A 14,023-nucleotide genomic window follows, 5' to 3' on the forward strand; every position below is an offset into this window, starting at 1 on the left:
ATAAACCATCCTAACCCCGATATAATTATGAATGCAATATATTTTATTCACCCAAAAGACAGCGCAAAAACAAGATTCAACCCCTTGTTTACAAAGGGATAATCAGCCAAAAAAACCGAGATATTCGATGCTTTAGAAAGAAAAAATATAAGAAATGGAGCAGGAATTGCGGCCCAAAAGGAGTCATGGGCGGCGGCTTGCAGCGCGCCGTGCCCCACCGCGGGAGCCGCTAGCAGGAAGCGTCAGCCCCCAGGTGAAAAGCGAAGCCGCTCAGGAAAAATGCAGCGGCCTCAGCGTCGTAGCCGCGGTGCCAGCAGGGAGTCGAACAGAAGCTGCAGGAAGTGGAACAGGATACAGCTGATCACGGCCACGCCCGTGGACGAACCCAGCCCCACCAGCACGCTGACGGCCACCGGCAGGGTTTTCTGCGAAGCGGTCAGCAGCAGCGCGCTGCGCTCGCCGGCCTCCAGGCTCAACAGCCTTGCCGCCAGCAGGCTCAACAGCAACAGCAGCCCATGCAGCACCAGCACCAGCACGGCGACACCCGCCAACGCCGGCAGGGAGAGCTGATACAGCGCCGCTTCGCTGGCGGACAGCGTGATCCAGACCGTCAGGATCACGCTGATTGTCGGTACCACCCCGAGCCAGGGTGCCTGCACCATGCCCCCCAGCAGGGGCCGCACAAGCAGCCCCAGTACAAAGGGCAGCAGTACGATCTGCAACAGCTTGAACAGCAAGGGCCAGGGGGAGATGTCGATGGAGCTGCCCACCAGGGTACTGAGCAGCAGCGGAATACTGAGAATGCCGAGAAAATTAAGCCCCAGCGTCAGGAACAGCGACCAGATCACCTTGCCGCCGGCCACCCGGGTCAGCACGATACAGGACGACAGGGTCGGTGGCACCAGGGCGATCACCAGCAGGCCCAGGCCAAGACTGGCATCGATGCCACTGCCCTGCACGATCAGCCAGCCCAGCAGCGGCGACAGCAACAGGCTGATCAGGGCCGCCGCCACAAAGGTGGCGCCAAAGCGCGGCTCAAGCCTGAGGCCCGAGAGCCGCGTCTGCATGCCGTTGATCAGGAAGATCAGCGCCACCAGCAACGCCGGCAGGCCCAGCTGACTCATCGACTCACCGGGCCCAGGCAGCAGCAGCGCCGCGACAATGGCCAGACACAACCCGACAGGCAGAAACCAGACCATCGCAACACTCCTTCGCACCAGTAGGATGGGTGAAACCGCCAATGGCACAGCCATCATCGGCCGGCGCCGAGGCTTAGGGCGGTGCAACCCATCAGGGACCTGTCGGATATTACCCACCGCGTGAAAAACCTGATGGGTTACGCGGCGTACAGGCCTGGCAGTATTCTGTTTGAATCCAGCGGGTTACGCCGCTTCACCCATCCTACTCGTCTGCACAGCAAAAGTAGGATGGGTGAAACCGCCAACGCCACAGGCCTCATCGGCCGGCACCGAGGTTTAGGGCGGTGCAACCCATCAGGGATGGGCCAGATATTACCCACCGCGTGAAAAACCTGATGGGTTACGCGGCGTGCGGGCCTCGCAGTATTCTGTTTGAATCCAGCGGGTTACGCCACTCCACCCATCCTACTCGTCTGCACAGCAAAAGTAGGATGGGTGAAACCGCCAATGGCACAGGCATCATCGGCCGGCACCGAGGTTTAGGGCGGTGCAACCCATCAGGGATGGGTCTGATATTACCAACTATCGGGAAAACCTGATGGGTTACGCGGCGTACAGGCCTGGCAGTATTCTGTTTGAATCCAGCGGGTTACGCCGCTCCATCATCCTACTCGTCTGCACAGCACAAGTAGGATGGGTGAAACCGCCAATGGCACAGGCCTCATCGGCCGGCACCGAGGTTTAGGGCGGTGCAACCCGTCAGGGACCTGTCGGATATTACCCATCGCTTGAAAAACCTGATGGGTTACGCGGCGTACAGGCCTAGCAGTATTCTGTTTGAATCCAGCGGGTTACGCCGCTCTACCCATTCTACTCATCTGCACAGCAAAAGCAGGATGGGTGAAACCGCCAATGGCACAGGCCTCATCGGCCGGCACGAAGATTTAGGGCGGTGCAACCCATCAGGGGCCTGTCGGATATTACCCATCGCTTGAAAAACCTGATGGGTTACGCGGCGTGCGGGCCTGGCAGTATTCTGTTTGAATCCAGCGGGTTACGCCACTCCACCCATCCTACTCGTCTGCACAGCAAAAGCAGGATGGGTGAAACCACCAATGGCACAGACGTCATCGGCCGGCGCCGAGGTTTAGGGCGGTGCAACCCATCAGGACGTGGCAGATATTACCCACCGCCGGGAAAGCCTGATGGGTTACGCGGCGTGCGGGCCTCGCAGTATTCTGTTTGAATCCAGCGGGTTACGCCGCTCCACCCATCCTACTCGTCTGCACAGCAAAAGCAGGATGGGTGAAGCCGCCAACGGCACAGACGTCATCGGCCTGCACCGAGGGTTATGGCGGTGCAACCCATCAGGGACCTGTCGGATATTACCCACCGCCCGGTAAACCTGATGGGTTACGCGGCGTGCGGGCCTGGCAGTATTCTGTTTGAATCCAGCGGGTTACGCCGCTTCACCCATCCTACCCATCTACTCATCGGTTATGACGCGGCTCAATCAACCTCGCTGAACAGCGAGCCCCAGCCCTTGATACGGCGGGTATCGGCGCCGGCCAGTTTCATGCCCTTCCAGACACCGGTGGCGATGCTGTCGTAGATCGGAATCTGCAGTTCCTTTTCCAGCTCCGCCGCGACGCGGGTGCCCCTGAGGTTGGTGCAGAAGATGGTGATGGCATCGGGTTTCTGTTCTGCCGCCACGGCCCGCACCATCTCGGCGATGGTCTCTTCGCTGTATTCGGAGAAGGAAAAATTGCCCTTGTCCCCCAGGTGCCGTTCCGCCACACAGCTGAAGCCGGCCTCACGGTAGTTGGCAATAATCTTTTCCTGCACGTCGTCTAGGTAGGGCGTCACCAGGGCGAAGTTCCTGACCTTGGTCTTTTCGAAGATTTCGTTCAGCGCCAGCACCGACGTGGTCGCAGCAATGCCGGTCTCCTGGCGAATGACGTCACACAGCTCAATATCGTCCTGGAATCCGCGCCAGCCCGACGAGGTGCCGCTCCAGGTGATGGACTGCACCTTTGCATCGGCCAGCATGTGCGCCGCCTGCAGGAAAGGCGCGTTGTCGAACTGGCTCAGGGCCTGGTCGCGCAGCGATATCTCGGTCACCCTCAGGCGGCCGAAGTGGGCGCTGACATCCGGCACCCCGTGCAGGATCTCGGCGGTCAGCGGCTCCAGCACCGTGTTGGATGAAGGCGTCAGCACGCCCAGCAAGGTACGTTGTGTCATGTTGGTGTCCTTCCTTATATAGCTAGCCTGCGGGGTGCACCGGGCACCCCGCCAGTTGTGATCACATCAATAGCCCAGGGCGCGGGGCAGCGCCGTGACGATATCGGGAAAAATCCAGCACAGCCCGAGCACCACGTACTGCAGCACAATGAAGGGCCAGACCGACTTAAGCAGTTCGCCAATGGAGATCTTGGATATGCCGCACATCACGAACAGCAGCACACCCACCGGCGGCGTCATCATGCCCACCACCAGGTTCATGACGAACAGAAAACCGAAATACAGCGGGTCGATGCCATAGGCCAGTGCGATAGGCGCAAACAGCGGCGCGAGCATGATGTAAGCCGCGTTCGACTCCAGGAACATGCCCACCACCAGCAACATGCCCATGACCAGTGCCAGGAACACCATCGGATCGGCGGTGAAGCCCTGGATAAACTGCGACAGGTGCAGCGGCAGCAGGTCCAGCGTGAACACGAATGTCACCGGCTTGGCAAAGGCAATCAGTGCTCCCACCACCGCCGAGGTCAGTGCGGCGCGGTACATGCAGCCCGGAATCGCCGACAGCTTCAGCTTGCGGGTCACGAACATGCCCACCAGCAGCGAATAGATGACGGCGATGGCCGCACCTTCGGTGGCCGTGAAGATACCGCCGACGATACCGCCGATGACCAGTACCGGCATGAACAGAATAACGCCGGCACGGCGGCACTGCAGCAGCACATTGCGCCAGCAGAACGGCTCGCCGGTGGGCTCATAGCCACTGCGGTACGACATCCAGGTGCACAGGCCCATCATGCCGACAGTGAGCAGAATGCCCGGCACCACGCCGGCCATAAAAAGCCCGCCGACCGACACACTGGAACCGGCCATCAGTGCGTACACGATCATCGCGGCACTGGGCGGAATAATCGGCCCCAGGTTGGATGCCGAGGCCACCACCGCAGAGCCGAAGCCATTATCATAGTGCTTGCGCAACGATGGCATCATGGTGGTGCCCAGCGCACTGGCGCCGGCCACCGCCGCACCGGTCACCGAGGCAAGACCGAGCCCGGACAGAATGGTCACATGGGCTAGTCCGCCCTGCACCCTGCCGACCACGGCGTTGGCAAAGTCGATCACGCGCTGCATGATCTGGCCGCCCACCATGAACTCCCCTGCCAGCATGAACAGCGGAATCGCCATCAACGGGAAGGAATCGACCGCATGCATCATGCTCTGCGGCATCAGGGCCAGGTCAATGTCACCAAAGACAAAAGCGCCCAAGGCCGAAAAACCCAGCGCAAATGCCAGCGGCATGCCCAGCAGCGCCAGCACGAAAAAGACTCCAATGGATACAATGACCATTATTCATCCCCCCAGACATGGGTGCCCTGCCAGACCAGAAACGCCAGGTGTAAAAAGGCGTGGGCCATTGAGATAATCACCGCGATATAGAAGGCCGATACGCTGAGTTCGACTGTAGGCATCATTTCGCCCCAGGCCTCCTGCGCCACCAGCACCGCCTGCCACATCACCAGCAGCATCAGCGCACTGCTGAGTGCCAGCATCAGGCGCATCAGGCTTTCGCGAATGTGCGAGCCAAACTGGTTGATCAGGATATCGATACCAACGTGTATGCCTTTCTTGACCCCGTGGGGCAATGCCAGAAAGATCGACCAGACAAATGCCAGACGCGACATTTCATCGGCCCAGTCGAGGGAATCACCGAAGAAATAGCGCAGTACCACCTGCGCCGTGACCAGGCCGGTCATCAGGGTCATCGCCAGGGCGATGAGCCCATACGACAGGCCGTCGACGGCCTTGAGCATCTGCTGGTAGCGCCGGACCAGCGGAGAGGCCGTTGCGACCTCCTCCGCCACCGGGGCTCCATCAAGAACCCGGTCGTTCATTACTGCACTTCCGCCAGTACGGCATCAATCACATCAGCGCCGATACGCTCTTTCAGCGCGTCGATCACCGGCGCGGTGCGCTCGCGCATCTGCTGACGCAGCTCGGGTGAAACCTCAACCAGTTCCATGTTGGCCGCAACCAGCTTGTCCCGCGCAGCCGTATCCTCTTCGGCCGCCTTGGCACGCTGCCAGGTCACCGCTTCCCCCATGGCGTCACGCAGCGCCTTCTGCTCGGCCGGTTCGAGCTTGTCGAACTTGCGCTTGTTGGCCACCACCACGATGAAATCGAAGAAATGCGAGGTATCCGTCAGGTAGGTCTGCACTTCGTTGAACTTGTTCGTCTCGATCACGCTGTAGGGGTTTTCCTGGCCATCGATCACGCCCTGCTGCAGCGCAGAATAGACTTCGTTGATGCCCATGGAGACCGGGCTCGCACCCAGGGCCCGGAAGGTAGACAGGTGGGTCTCATTGGGCTGCAGACGAATCTTCAGGCCATCGAAATCCGCCAGTGTGCGGATCGGGTGCTGGCTGTTGGTGACCTGACGTGAGCCCAGTTCCATGAAGCCCAGCGCCACAAAACCCTTGTCGGCCAGCTTTTCATTCAGCAGGTCACCCACCGGGCCGTCGACGACCTTGAATGCCTCGCCGCGATTGGCATAGACGAACGGCAGGCTCACCGCTTCCAGTTCCGGCACGATACGGGACAGGTAGGAAGCCCCCACCCAGGTCATTTCCAACACGCCGGAGCGCACCTGGTCGATATTTTCCTTGGCACCACCGAGCTGCATGGCCGGGAATACATCCACCGTCAGAGCACCGTCGGACAGTTCCGGCAGGCGTTGCTTGAACTGCTCCATGGCTACGCTACTGGAATGGGTGGCGGCGAAATTGCCCGCCAGGCGCAGGTTCTTTTCAGCCATGGCGCTGGCAGAGAACAGTGTTGCCGCCAGCGCAGTAGCCAGTGTCGTGCGGACACAGGTGCGTGCCAGGGTATCCAGTCGGGATGAGATCTTCTTGTTGTTTCGCATCGTACTTCCTCTTGGTTTCCAGCGTATTGCCGCGAATCGCACCTGATCGGAGCCCCCTGTTCCAGCGTTGCCAGTTGAAGGGAGTGCCCGGATCGGGCCATCGCACATCTGTATATATAATTATGAACACATAATTACAGATAATATATACACCAGCCTTTTTGTGATGACAACCGCTGTGCTGTTTTAAACAGCCTTTCCTTACTCACCCCCGCATCCAGATAGAAAGCACACAGGCCCAGTTGAACAGCAACAAGCATGCCCCGCATCCTACAAGAGTGCCGGCCACGGCCTGCACCACCGGTTTCGCCGGAAGTCGAATGTGTTCCTGCCCCTGATCCTGCATTGATGAACACCCAGGCAGCGCACCAAAAACTGGCACAAAACCTGGTTGAACCTTCGTTAAAAATTAATAATTTAATATATTTAATTCTTTATGTTTTTATAACTTATTGTTTCTAAAGGATTAAAAGCAAAACTGGAGGGTTTCGCACTCAATTGACGCACGGATTGATTGACGTACCCAAAAGGCACCACTAAAATCAAACATAATTATGAATTATATAGGGCCGTGCTCGATATGGCCGAAGGCCAGCGTCACGCTTTTTTACAGATACTGCAAAAGCCGATGGCAAGAACCGGCACAGATACTCAGCGACGACAGCTGATGATGGCTCCGGCAAGGCCTGTGCGACAGCACGCGATGCAGGGCCTGACACAAGGGGGCGACTGGCAGTCATTTTCAGCGCCTGGCCGCAGGCCAAACCGGCCTGAACAGACCGCAGCCCGTGCCGTTATTAATCCAGCGGGTCAATGCATGAAGCCCACCTCTTCCCCTTCGAAGAATTCAGCACATGCACGCACTTGCGCCCATTCTTTTGGGTTAAAAAGCCGGTGGGGTGACGGACACACAGGTAGGGAGCCTGTTTGTCTGCCAGGTTAATAAAGAAAGGAACAACCGCATGAATGAGAGCATCCGGCTATCACACAGCGTTCGCCGACGCCTGTTGCATGAAGATGTTGCCGAACATCTGCGCACCATGATCACCGAAGAAACCCTGCCCGAAGGTAGCCGCGTGGATGAAGTGGAGCTCTGTGCCTTGCTGGAAATCTCCCGCACGCCGCTGCGCGAAGCGCTCAAGGTGCTGCAAAGCGAAGGACTGATCAGTATCGAGCCCCACAGGGGCGCTCGCGTCGCGGCGGTGGACGAAGCCGAGCTGCAACAACTGTTTGATGTACTCAGTGGACTGGAGCGCCTGGCCGCGGAACTTGCAGCCCAGCGGGCCAGCGACGCCGAGCTGGAAGCCTTCCGGCTGCTGAACCTGGAAATGGAAGCGCAATACCGGGCCCGCGACCCGCGCACCTACTTCGCGCTTAACCTGCAGGTGCACCAGCAGGTCATCAAGATGTCCGGCAACCGCCAGCTGCAGCGTATTCACGCCCAGCTGAGCGGGCGTACCCGTCGCGGCCGCTACTTCTCCACCCTGTCCGATGCGCACTGGGATGCATCGGTTGATGAGCACAACGCCCTGGTCGAGGCCTTGCTGGCCCGCGACGCAAAGCGCGCCGGCCGCATTCTGTTCGACCATGTCATCAAGACCGGCGACACCATCCTCAACATGATGCAGCAGCGCCAGGCCGGGCAGGCATAAGCCTGTCCGCTGGCCTGGCACAGCAGCAAAGCACAGCACAGGCAGTGACAGAACACCAAGCGCCCGCTCAGTCGTGCGTTCACCTGCGCCTGGCAGTAAAAGCCGCTATTCAGCAGCCTCCAGCGCCCCTTCACCCGCAAAGCCACTTTCCCCAAAGCCACCTTGCCCAAAAGCAGAGCCACCGGCTCAGCCCAGGCGCGCTGCCGGGCGCCAAACTTAATCACCTGACGTTTGCACCGGACCACCCTTCACCTTTCGCGTTGAGTCCTCCGCTTTCAGGGAAAAACTCTGATTCTGGTTATCCCTGCCTCATCGTTGAGTCTGCTGCTTGAAAAGATGGCCCAATGCGAACCCCACCGCTTGCCCTGCAAAGTATCCACCACGTTCGCGCACATGCGCCCACTCTTTTGAGTTAGAGATCCAGAGCAGTAACCCGCCGGTTTCACATACGGCTGATGCCTTTGCCGTGATCAGAACAGAGTTCAACCCGCCTCGGGCAACAGGCTGCAGCCAGGCACAAAAACGCCCCCGGACGAAACCGGGGGCGTTAAGTGGATTGCCGTTGGTAACTGGCCGGAATTGCGACCGGCTAACCGATCAGGGAGGGCAGGAACATGGAGATGGGCTTTACGTAGGTCACCAGCAGGATCACGATCACCTCGCAGAGCACGAACGGAATCGCGTAGCGTGCGGCGGTGGCAAAGGGCACCTTGCCCAGCTGCGAGGCCAGGAAGAGCCCCACGCCCACCGGCGGAGTCAGGTGCGCCATCGACAGGTTCACCGTCAGTACCGCACCGAAATGCACCAGGTCGAAGCCGATCGCCAGCAGCGTTGGCTTGAACAGCGGCACCAGCAGGTACATGGCCGCAATGGGTTCCAGAAAGGCACCGGACACGATCAGTACCAGGTTGAAGAACAGCAGGATCAGGATCGCGTTGCCACCACTGATATCCAGAATGAAGTTGTTCAACATGGTGGCGAGGCCCTGGGTCTGCATGACCCAGCCATACACGGCCGAGGTCGCAATCAGCAGTACAATCACGCCGATGGTGCGGCCGGACTCGAAGATCACATCCGGCAACTGGGCAAAGGAAATCTGCTTGTACACCAGCCGGTCGATCACAAACAGATACACCACGGCAACGGCCGCCGCCTCCGTCGCCGTAAAGATGCCGGTATAAATGCCGCCAAGAATAATCACCGGCGCCATCAGCCCCCAGAAAGCATCCTTGAAGGCATCGAAGAAGGTTGCCAGGTTGCGCTCCTCGACATCGGCGCCCCTGTAGCCACGCTTCTTGGAAATAAACAGTACATAGCCGCCCAGAATCAGCAGCATCGTCAGGCCGGGCCCAACACCGGCTGCGAACAGCTTGGGAATGGAAGTTTCGGTAATGACGCCATAGATAATAAAGCCGATGCTCGGCGGAATAACCACGCCAAAGGTACAGCCGGCGGCAACCACCGCCACGGCAAAGCCACGGTCGTAACCACGCTCCACCATGGGACCCACCAGGAAACTCAACGCTGCCACGGTGGCAATATTGGAGCCCGACATGGAGCCCAGTACGGCACCGGTCACCAGTACCGTCAGCGCAAGACCGCCCGGCAAGGGCCCGAGCATCATCTCGGCCAGACGCACCAGCTTGATGGCAATGCCTGTTCGAGTAATCAGGTTGCCGGCGATAATAAACAGCGGTGTCGCCAGCAGCGGAAAGGAGTCCAGCGAGCCGGAAAACACATAGGGCACCACACTCAGCGGTGCGATTTCAAACACGACAAACGCCATCAGACCGGCAAGGCCGATGGAGACAAATACGGGGACGTTCAGGGCCAAAAAGCCAAAGAACACCATCAGGCCGATAATGGCCGGGTTAGTCAGTAACTGCATCATTCAATCACTCGTAAGCTGCGGCCTGTCGCTCGGCAAGGCTTAGGGTTGTCTGCCGGGCGCGCGATCATTCGTGCTCGTCCACGAGCGGCTTATCGATCCGATAAGCGCCCAGAATGAGCCCCTGAATGGTTCGCAGGAAAGCCAGCGTAAACGCCATGAACATGCCGCAGTTGATGACCCAGACCGGAATGCCGGTGGTCATGCTGGTCTGCCCACTGGCCAGGGCGCGCATCGTGGTGCCATAGCTGAGCCAGGCGAGAAAGCCGATAAACACCAGCATGCAGATGCCGACAATCACCTCGGTCAGGCGCTGCAGCGGCGCGGGCAACTTGTCCACCAGCAGCGGAATGCCGCCATGTTGTCCGGTCTTGCAGGCTGCCGCCGCACCGAACAGTGCGCCGAGCAGAAACATGTAGCGGGCCAGCTCCTCGGACCAGGCAATGGAGTAGTGGAAAAAGAAGCGCGACAGGACGCCCATGAAAATCAGCACGACAATGGATCCGCAAAGCGTGACGACGATAAATTTTTCCAGCCTGTCGAGCCAGCTGGTGGCTTTTGCAGCGACATATTTCATCAACAGTCTCCATTGAAGGCGCACAGCACTGCCTGAGTTGGTGCGCTACCGCGACCATCCGGTCGCGGCCCGCCATCAGGTCCTCAATTCATGGCGCTGACCTGCGCCTCGACTTCGCTCACCAGGTCTGCGCCAACCTTGTCTTTGAAAGTTGCATAGACCGGCGCCACCTTGGCCTTGAAGCCCGCCAGCGCCTCGGCGGACGGGGTCTGGATATTAACGCCGGCCTCCTGCATCACCTTCGCCAGATCCGCCTCTTCACTGGCGGCCACCTCACGCTGATACACCATGGCATCCCGGGCGGCCTGTCCTACCAGCGCCTGGTCTTCCGCCGACAGGCGGTTCCAGAACACATTGCTGGCCAGCATGCCGATGGCTTCAAAGGAGTAATTGACCATGGCTATATTCTTGCTGACCTCATAGAAGCGCGATGCGTAGATCAGTGGAATCGGAGAAATGCCGCCATCAATCGCGCCGGCCTGCAACGCGGTAAATACCTCGGCAAAGCTCATGGCCACCGGCACCGAGCCGATGGCGGACCAGGAATCGAGATACAGCTCCAGCCCCGGCGTACGAATCTTCACACCACTGATATCATCCACGGTCTCGATCGGGCCCGGGTTGGTATAGAGCTGAAAGAAGCTGCCCGATCCCCAGGCCAGGGCACGGATACCCTGGGACTCCAGCTTGGCCGACAGCTTGTCGCCCACGGGACCATCCATCACCGCCATGGCGGCATCGGTATCGGGGAAAATCCACGGCATGGACACCACGACAAAATCCGGATTGAGCTGGCTCAGCCAGGGGGTCGACTTCATGATGATATCGACTGCACCGGCCTGGGCCATTTCCAGCTCCACGCGGTCGTTACCGCTGACCAGCGAGCCGTTGGCATAGACTTCAACCTTGTGCTTGGCACCGCTGCGCTCTTCTACCAGTTGCTTGAACTTGTTGGCCGCCTTCACCCAGTTGGACGAATCCGACACCGTGGTGCTCAGACGAATGGTATCGGCGCTGGCAGAACCTGCGACGCAAAGGGCACCGGCGGTCATCACCGCAGCTGCCAGCAGGCTTTTCAGCCCTGAATATTTCAAACCCTGGCGTTTCGAGCTCTGCTGTTTAAGAGTTACGTTCATGGTGTTACTCCTGTTGCGTTTAGTTTAGATGGCATGAGCCATCGAGCTTTTACATCAGCCGAAAGGCCATTTGGGTGCGGCGAAGGCGTGACCGAATGCCGCTTCGATTACATTGCCCAGCGCCAGAGCCCGGGCATCCTGAAAACGTGGCACGATAATCTGCGCCCCCATCGGCAAGCCGTTCGCGGCCAGGCCGCAGGGCACCGAAATGGCGGCGTGGAAGCTGTGATTGATAATCGGCGTAAAGACCGCATGGCCACGGGGTGACACGGCCTGGTTATCGATGGTTTTAGGGCCCAGTTGGGTGAACGGCCAGGCGGTACAGGGCGTGGTGGGCGTGAGCACCGCATCGCAGTGCTCGAACAGGTCCGCCATGGAGCGGTACAGCTGCGCGCGCTCAAAATGGGCCGCCGCGACCGCGGCGCCGGACAAGGTCATACCCTGTTCGATCTGGGCACCGATATCGGCATCAAACTGCTCGGGGTTCTGCCGCCACGGCTCGCCGTACAGCGCCGCAAGGCCTGCAAACTGCAAGGTTGCAAAGGCAGCCTCACCGGCACCGGGCGGCCAGACGGGATCGCGCTCCTCAACAATGGCGCCGGCATCGCGCAGCACTGCCGCCACCTGCCGTATCGCCGTGGCAACCTCCGGCTCCACCGGTACATCCAGCCCGAAGCGCGGGCTCAGCGCGACACGCAGCCCCCTGACCGATGCAAGCGCCGCCACCGCGTCATAACCAGGCAGCCCGACGGGGGCATCGGGATCCCTCGCATCACCGCCGGCCAGCACCGGCAGCAACAGGTTGAGATCAGCAACTCGACGGCTCATCAGGCCAATCACGCCGTTGCCAAACAGCGGCTCCTGAAAGCCGGTGGGGTGTGGAATAAGACCGGCTGAAGGCTTGAAGCCCACTACCCCGGTGTGGGAGGCCGGCCGGCGGGTCGAGCCGCCGCCATCGGTACACAGGGCAAAGGGGCCCAGCCCCGCGGCCACCGCCGCCGCGGCGCCGCCGGAGGATCCCCCCGGCGTCATGTCACGGTTCCAGGGATTGCGGGTCGGACCGTAGAGCCTGTTGGTGGTCACGCCCTTGCAGGCAAACTCTGAACTGTTGCTGTGACCCAGTATCAACGCACCCGCCTGGCGCAGCCGTTGCACCGCGAGGGCGTCGGCAGGCGCGACAAAGTCGGCAAACAGCCGAGAGCCCTGGCAGGCCCTTTGCCCCTGCACCCAGAGGGTGTCCTTGACGCTGAAAGGCACGCCGAGCAGTGGCGCCGCCCGGCCCGAACGCTGCAACGCTTCCAGCTCAGCCACCTGGCGGCGCACTGCAGCGACATCGAAGCGAATCAAGGCATTGATGGCGGGGTTGCGTGCCTCCACCGCCTCAATAAAGGCCTCGGCAACCTCGGCCAGGCTCAGCTCGCGCCGCGTCACGGCGTCAGCCAGGCTCTTTGCATCCAGTGCCGGCAAGGTTTCGGACAATCTACTCATGACACTCCCCTGTCAGGCCGGAATCATTCATCAGCTGCGGTGCTCGATGCGGGCCGCCAGCGCAGCACTGAGCCCTCGAGTATCCTTGGCGCCGGGACGGCGATAGGTACCGGTTTCCGGCGCCTTGAGGTTAAGGCTGACGAGCCCCTCGATCTGCTTGATGGCAGCGGCACAGCAGTCGATCATCGGTACCGGCACGCGGTGACGGATGCGATCCGCCAAACCCGACAACGGCGCACCGGCCAGCACGATCACGTCGGCGCCATCCTCCTGCACTGCGGCCAGCGCCAATTCGGCCAGCAGGTCTTCCTTCTCTTCGCGCACCCCGCCAATCGACTTGAATGGCTGATCCAGCATGCGAATGGCGCAGCAGCGATCCTGCAGCTGATTCCATTCCACACATTCCTGGTACCAGGCGCCCAGCGCGGTGGAAAAGGTCACGATGGCGAATTTCTTGCCCAGCATGCAGGCGGTCAGCATGCCCGCCTCGGCCAGACCCACGATGGGAATATCGAACAGCTCCCGCGCCGCACCGAGCCCGGGATCACCAAATGCAGCAAGAATCGCTCCATCCACCTGTTCATGCTGCTGCGCAAGAATGTCCAGCGCCGCGCTCGCGCCGATCACCGCCTCGGCCCGGTTGGCGATATAGGGCACACCGTATGCGCCAGTCGCAGGAATAATCTCGGTGCCCGCCGCGGCATAACGCGCTGCCACTTCGGTGAGCTGAGTGGTGAGGACTTCAGATGTATTGGGGTTAAGCAAAAGGATTTTCATAGGTGCCCCTTTAGCGGGTGTTTTTCAATGATACTGTCATTATTGAATTCATAATTCAATATTTTTAGTTATGAGTTATTTTTGCACCCGTTTGAGTCCCGGTTAAGAGCCGCGCTTCGGCTTTGGCATCCTGCGTCGCCCTACCTCCTACATCCATGTAGTCGTGCACCACACGTAGGATGTGGCGCAGCGCAGCGAAGCCCAC

Annotated in this window: 11 protein-coding genes; 1 reads left to right on the plus strand and 10 read right to left on the minus strand. The window is 59.9% G+C overall.

Annotated elements, in window-relative coordinates:
* Positions 1-290: 290 nt before the first annotated feature.
* The 5 genes from F451_RS0122475 to F451_RS0122495 form a co-directional block, all read right to left on the minus strand.
* Positions 291-1,199, minus strand: coding sequence for a bile acid:sodium symporter (locus tag F451_RS0122475; RefSeq protein ID WP_020683674.1), 909 nt, complete (start codon positions 1,197-1,199; stop codon positions 291-293).
* A 1,449-nt stretch (positions 1,200-2,648) separates the two neighbouring features.
* The gene (locus tag F451_RS0122480) at positions 2,649-3,380 is read right to left on the minus strand and encodes a maleate cis-trans isomerase family protein (RefSeq protein WP_020683675.1); all 732 of its coding nucleotides are present in this window, start codon (positions 3,378-3,380) and stop codon (positions 2,649-2,651) included.
* A 66-nt stretch (positions 3,381-3,446) separates the two neighbouring features.
* Positions 3,447-4,727, minus strand: coding sequence for a TRAP transporter large permease (locus F451_RS0122485; protein ID WP_020683676.1), 1,281 nt, complete (start codon positions 4,725-4,727; stop codon positions 3,447-3,449).
* Positions 4,727-5,272, minus strand: coding sequence for a TRAP transporter small permease (locus F451_RS0122490; protein WP_020683677.1), 546 nt, complete (start codon positions 5,270-5,272; stop codon positions 4,727-4,729). Before F451_RS0122490 ends, F451_RS0122485 begins: the two co-directional genes overlap by 1 nt.
* Positions 5,272-6,300: a TRAP transporter substrate-binding protein gene (locus tag F451_RS0122495; protein WP_020683678.1), complete on the minus strand. Its 1,029-nt coding sequence runs from the start codon at positions 6,298-6,300 to the stop codon at positions 5,272-5,274. The genes F451_RS0122490 and F451_RS0122495 overlap by 1 nt, the downstream gene beginning before the upstream one ends.
* Before the next feature lie 962 nt (positions 6,301-7,262).
* On the opposite strand from F451_RS0122495, the gene F451_RS0122500 reads away from it, so the two are divergent.
* Positions 7,263-7,952: a GntR family transcriptional regulator gene (locus F451_RS0122500; RefSeq protein ID WP_020683679.1), complete on the plus strand. Its 690-nt coding sequence runs from the start codon at positions 7,263-7,265 to the stop codon at positions 7,950-7,952.
* Positions 7,953-8,541: 589 nt separating this feature from the next.
* Here F451_RS0122500 and F451_RS0122505 read toward each other — a convergent pair.
* From F451_RS0122505 to F451_RS0122525, 5 genes are all read right to left on the minus strand, one after another.
* Positions 8,542-9,843 (minus strand): TRAP transporter large permease, encoded by a 1,302-nt coding sequence (locus F451_RS0122505; protein ID WP_020683680.1) that lies wholly within the window; start codon positions 9,841-9,843, stop codon positions 8,542-8,544.
* Positions 9,844-9,907: 64 nt separating this feature from the next.
* Positions 9,908-10,417: a TRAP transporter small permease gene (locus tag F451_RS0122510; RefSeq protein ID WP_020683681.1), complete on the minus strand. Its 510-nt coding sequence runs from the start codon at positions 10,415-10,417 to the stop codon at positions 9,908-9,910.
* 83 nt (positions 10,418-10,500) lie between these two features.
* Positions 10,501-11,553, minus strand: a complete 1,053-nt coding sequence (locus tag F451_RS0122515; RefSeq protein WP_020683682.1) for a TRAP transporter substrate-binding protein — start codon at positions 11,551-11,553, stop codon at positions 10,501-10,503.
* Between the two features lie 54 nt (positions 11,554-11,607).
* On the minus strand, positions 11,608-13,041 hold the full coding sequence (locus tag F451_RS0122520; protein ID WP_020683683.1) for an amidase: 1,434 nt from the start codon (positions 13,039-13,041) through the stop codon (positions 11,608-11,610).
* Positions 13,042-13,071: 30 nt separating this feature from the next.
* A complete protein-coding gene (locus tag F451_RS0122525) occupies positions 13,072-13,818 on the minus strand; it encodes an aspartate/glutamate racemase family protein (protein ID WP_020683684.1) in 747 nt (248 codons plus the stop codon).
* Positions 13,819-14,023 lie beyond the last annotated feature (205 nt).

This window comes from Marinobacterium rhizophilum DSM 18822 (assembly GCF_000378045.1).
In the GTDB taxonomy this organism is placed as follows: Bacteria; Pseudomonadota; Gammaproteobacteria; order Pseudomonadales; family Balneatricaceae; genus Marinobacterium_A; species Marinobacterium_A rhizophilum.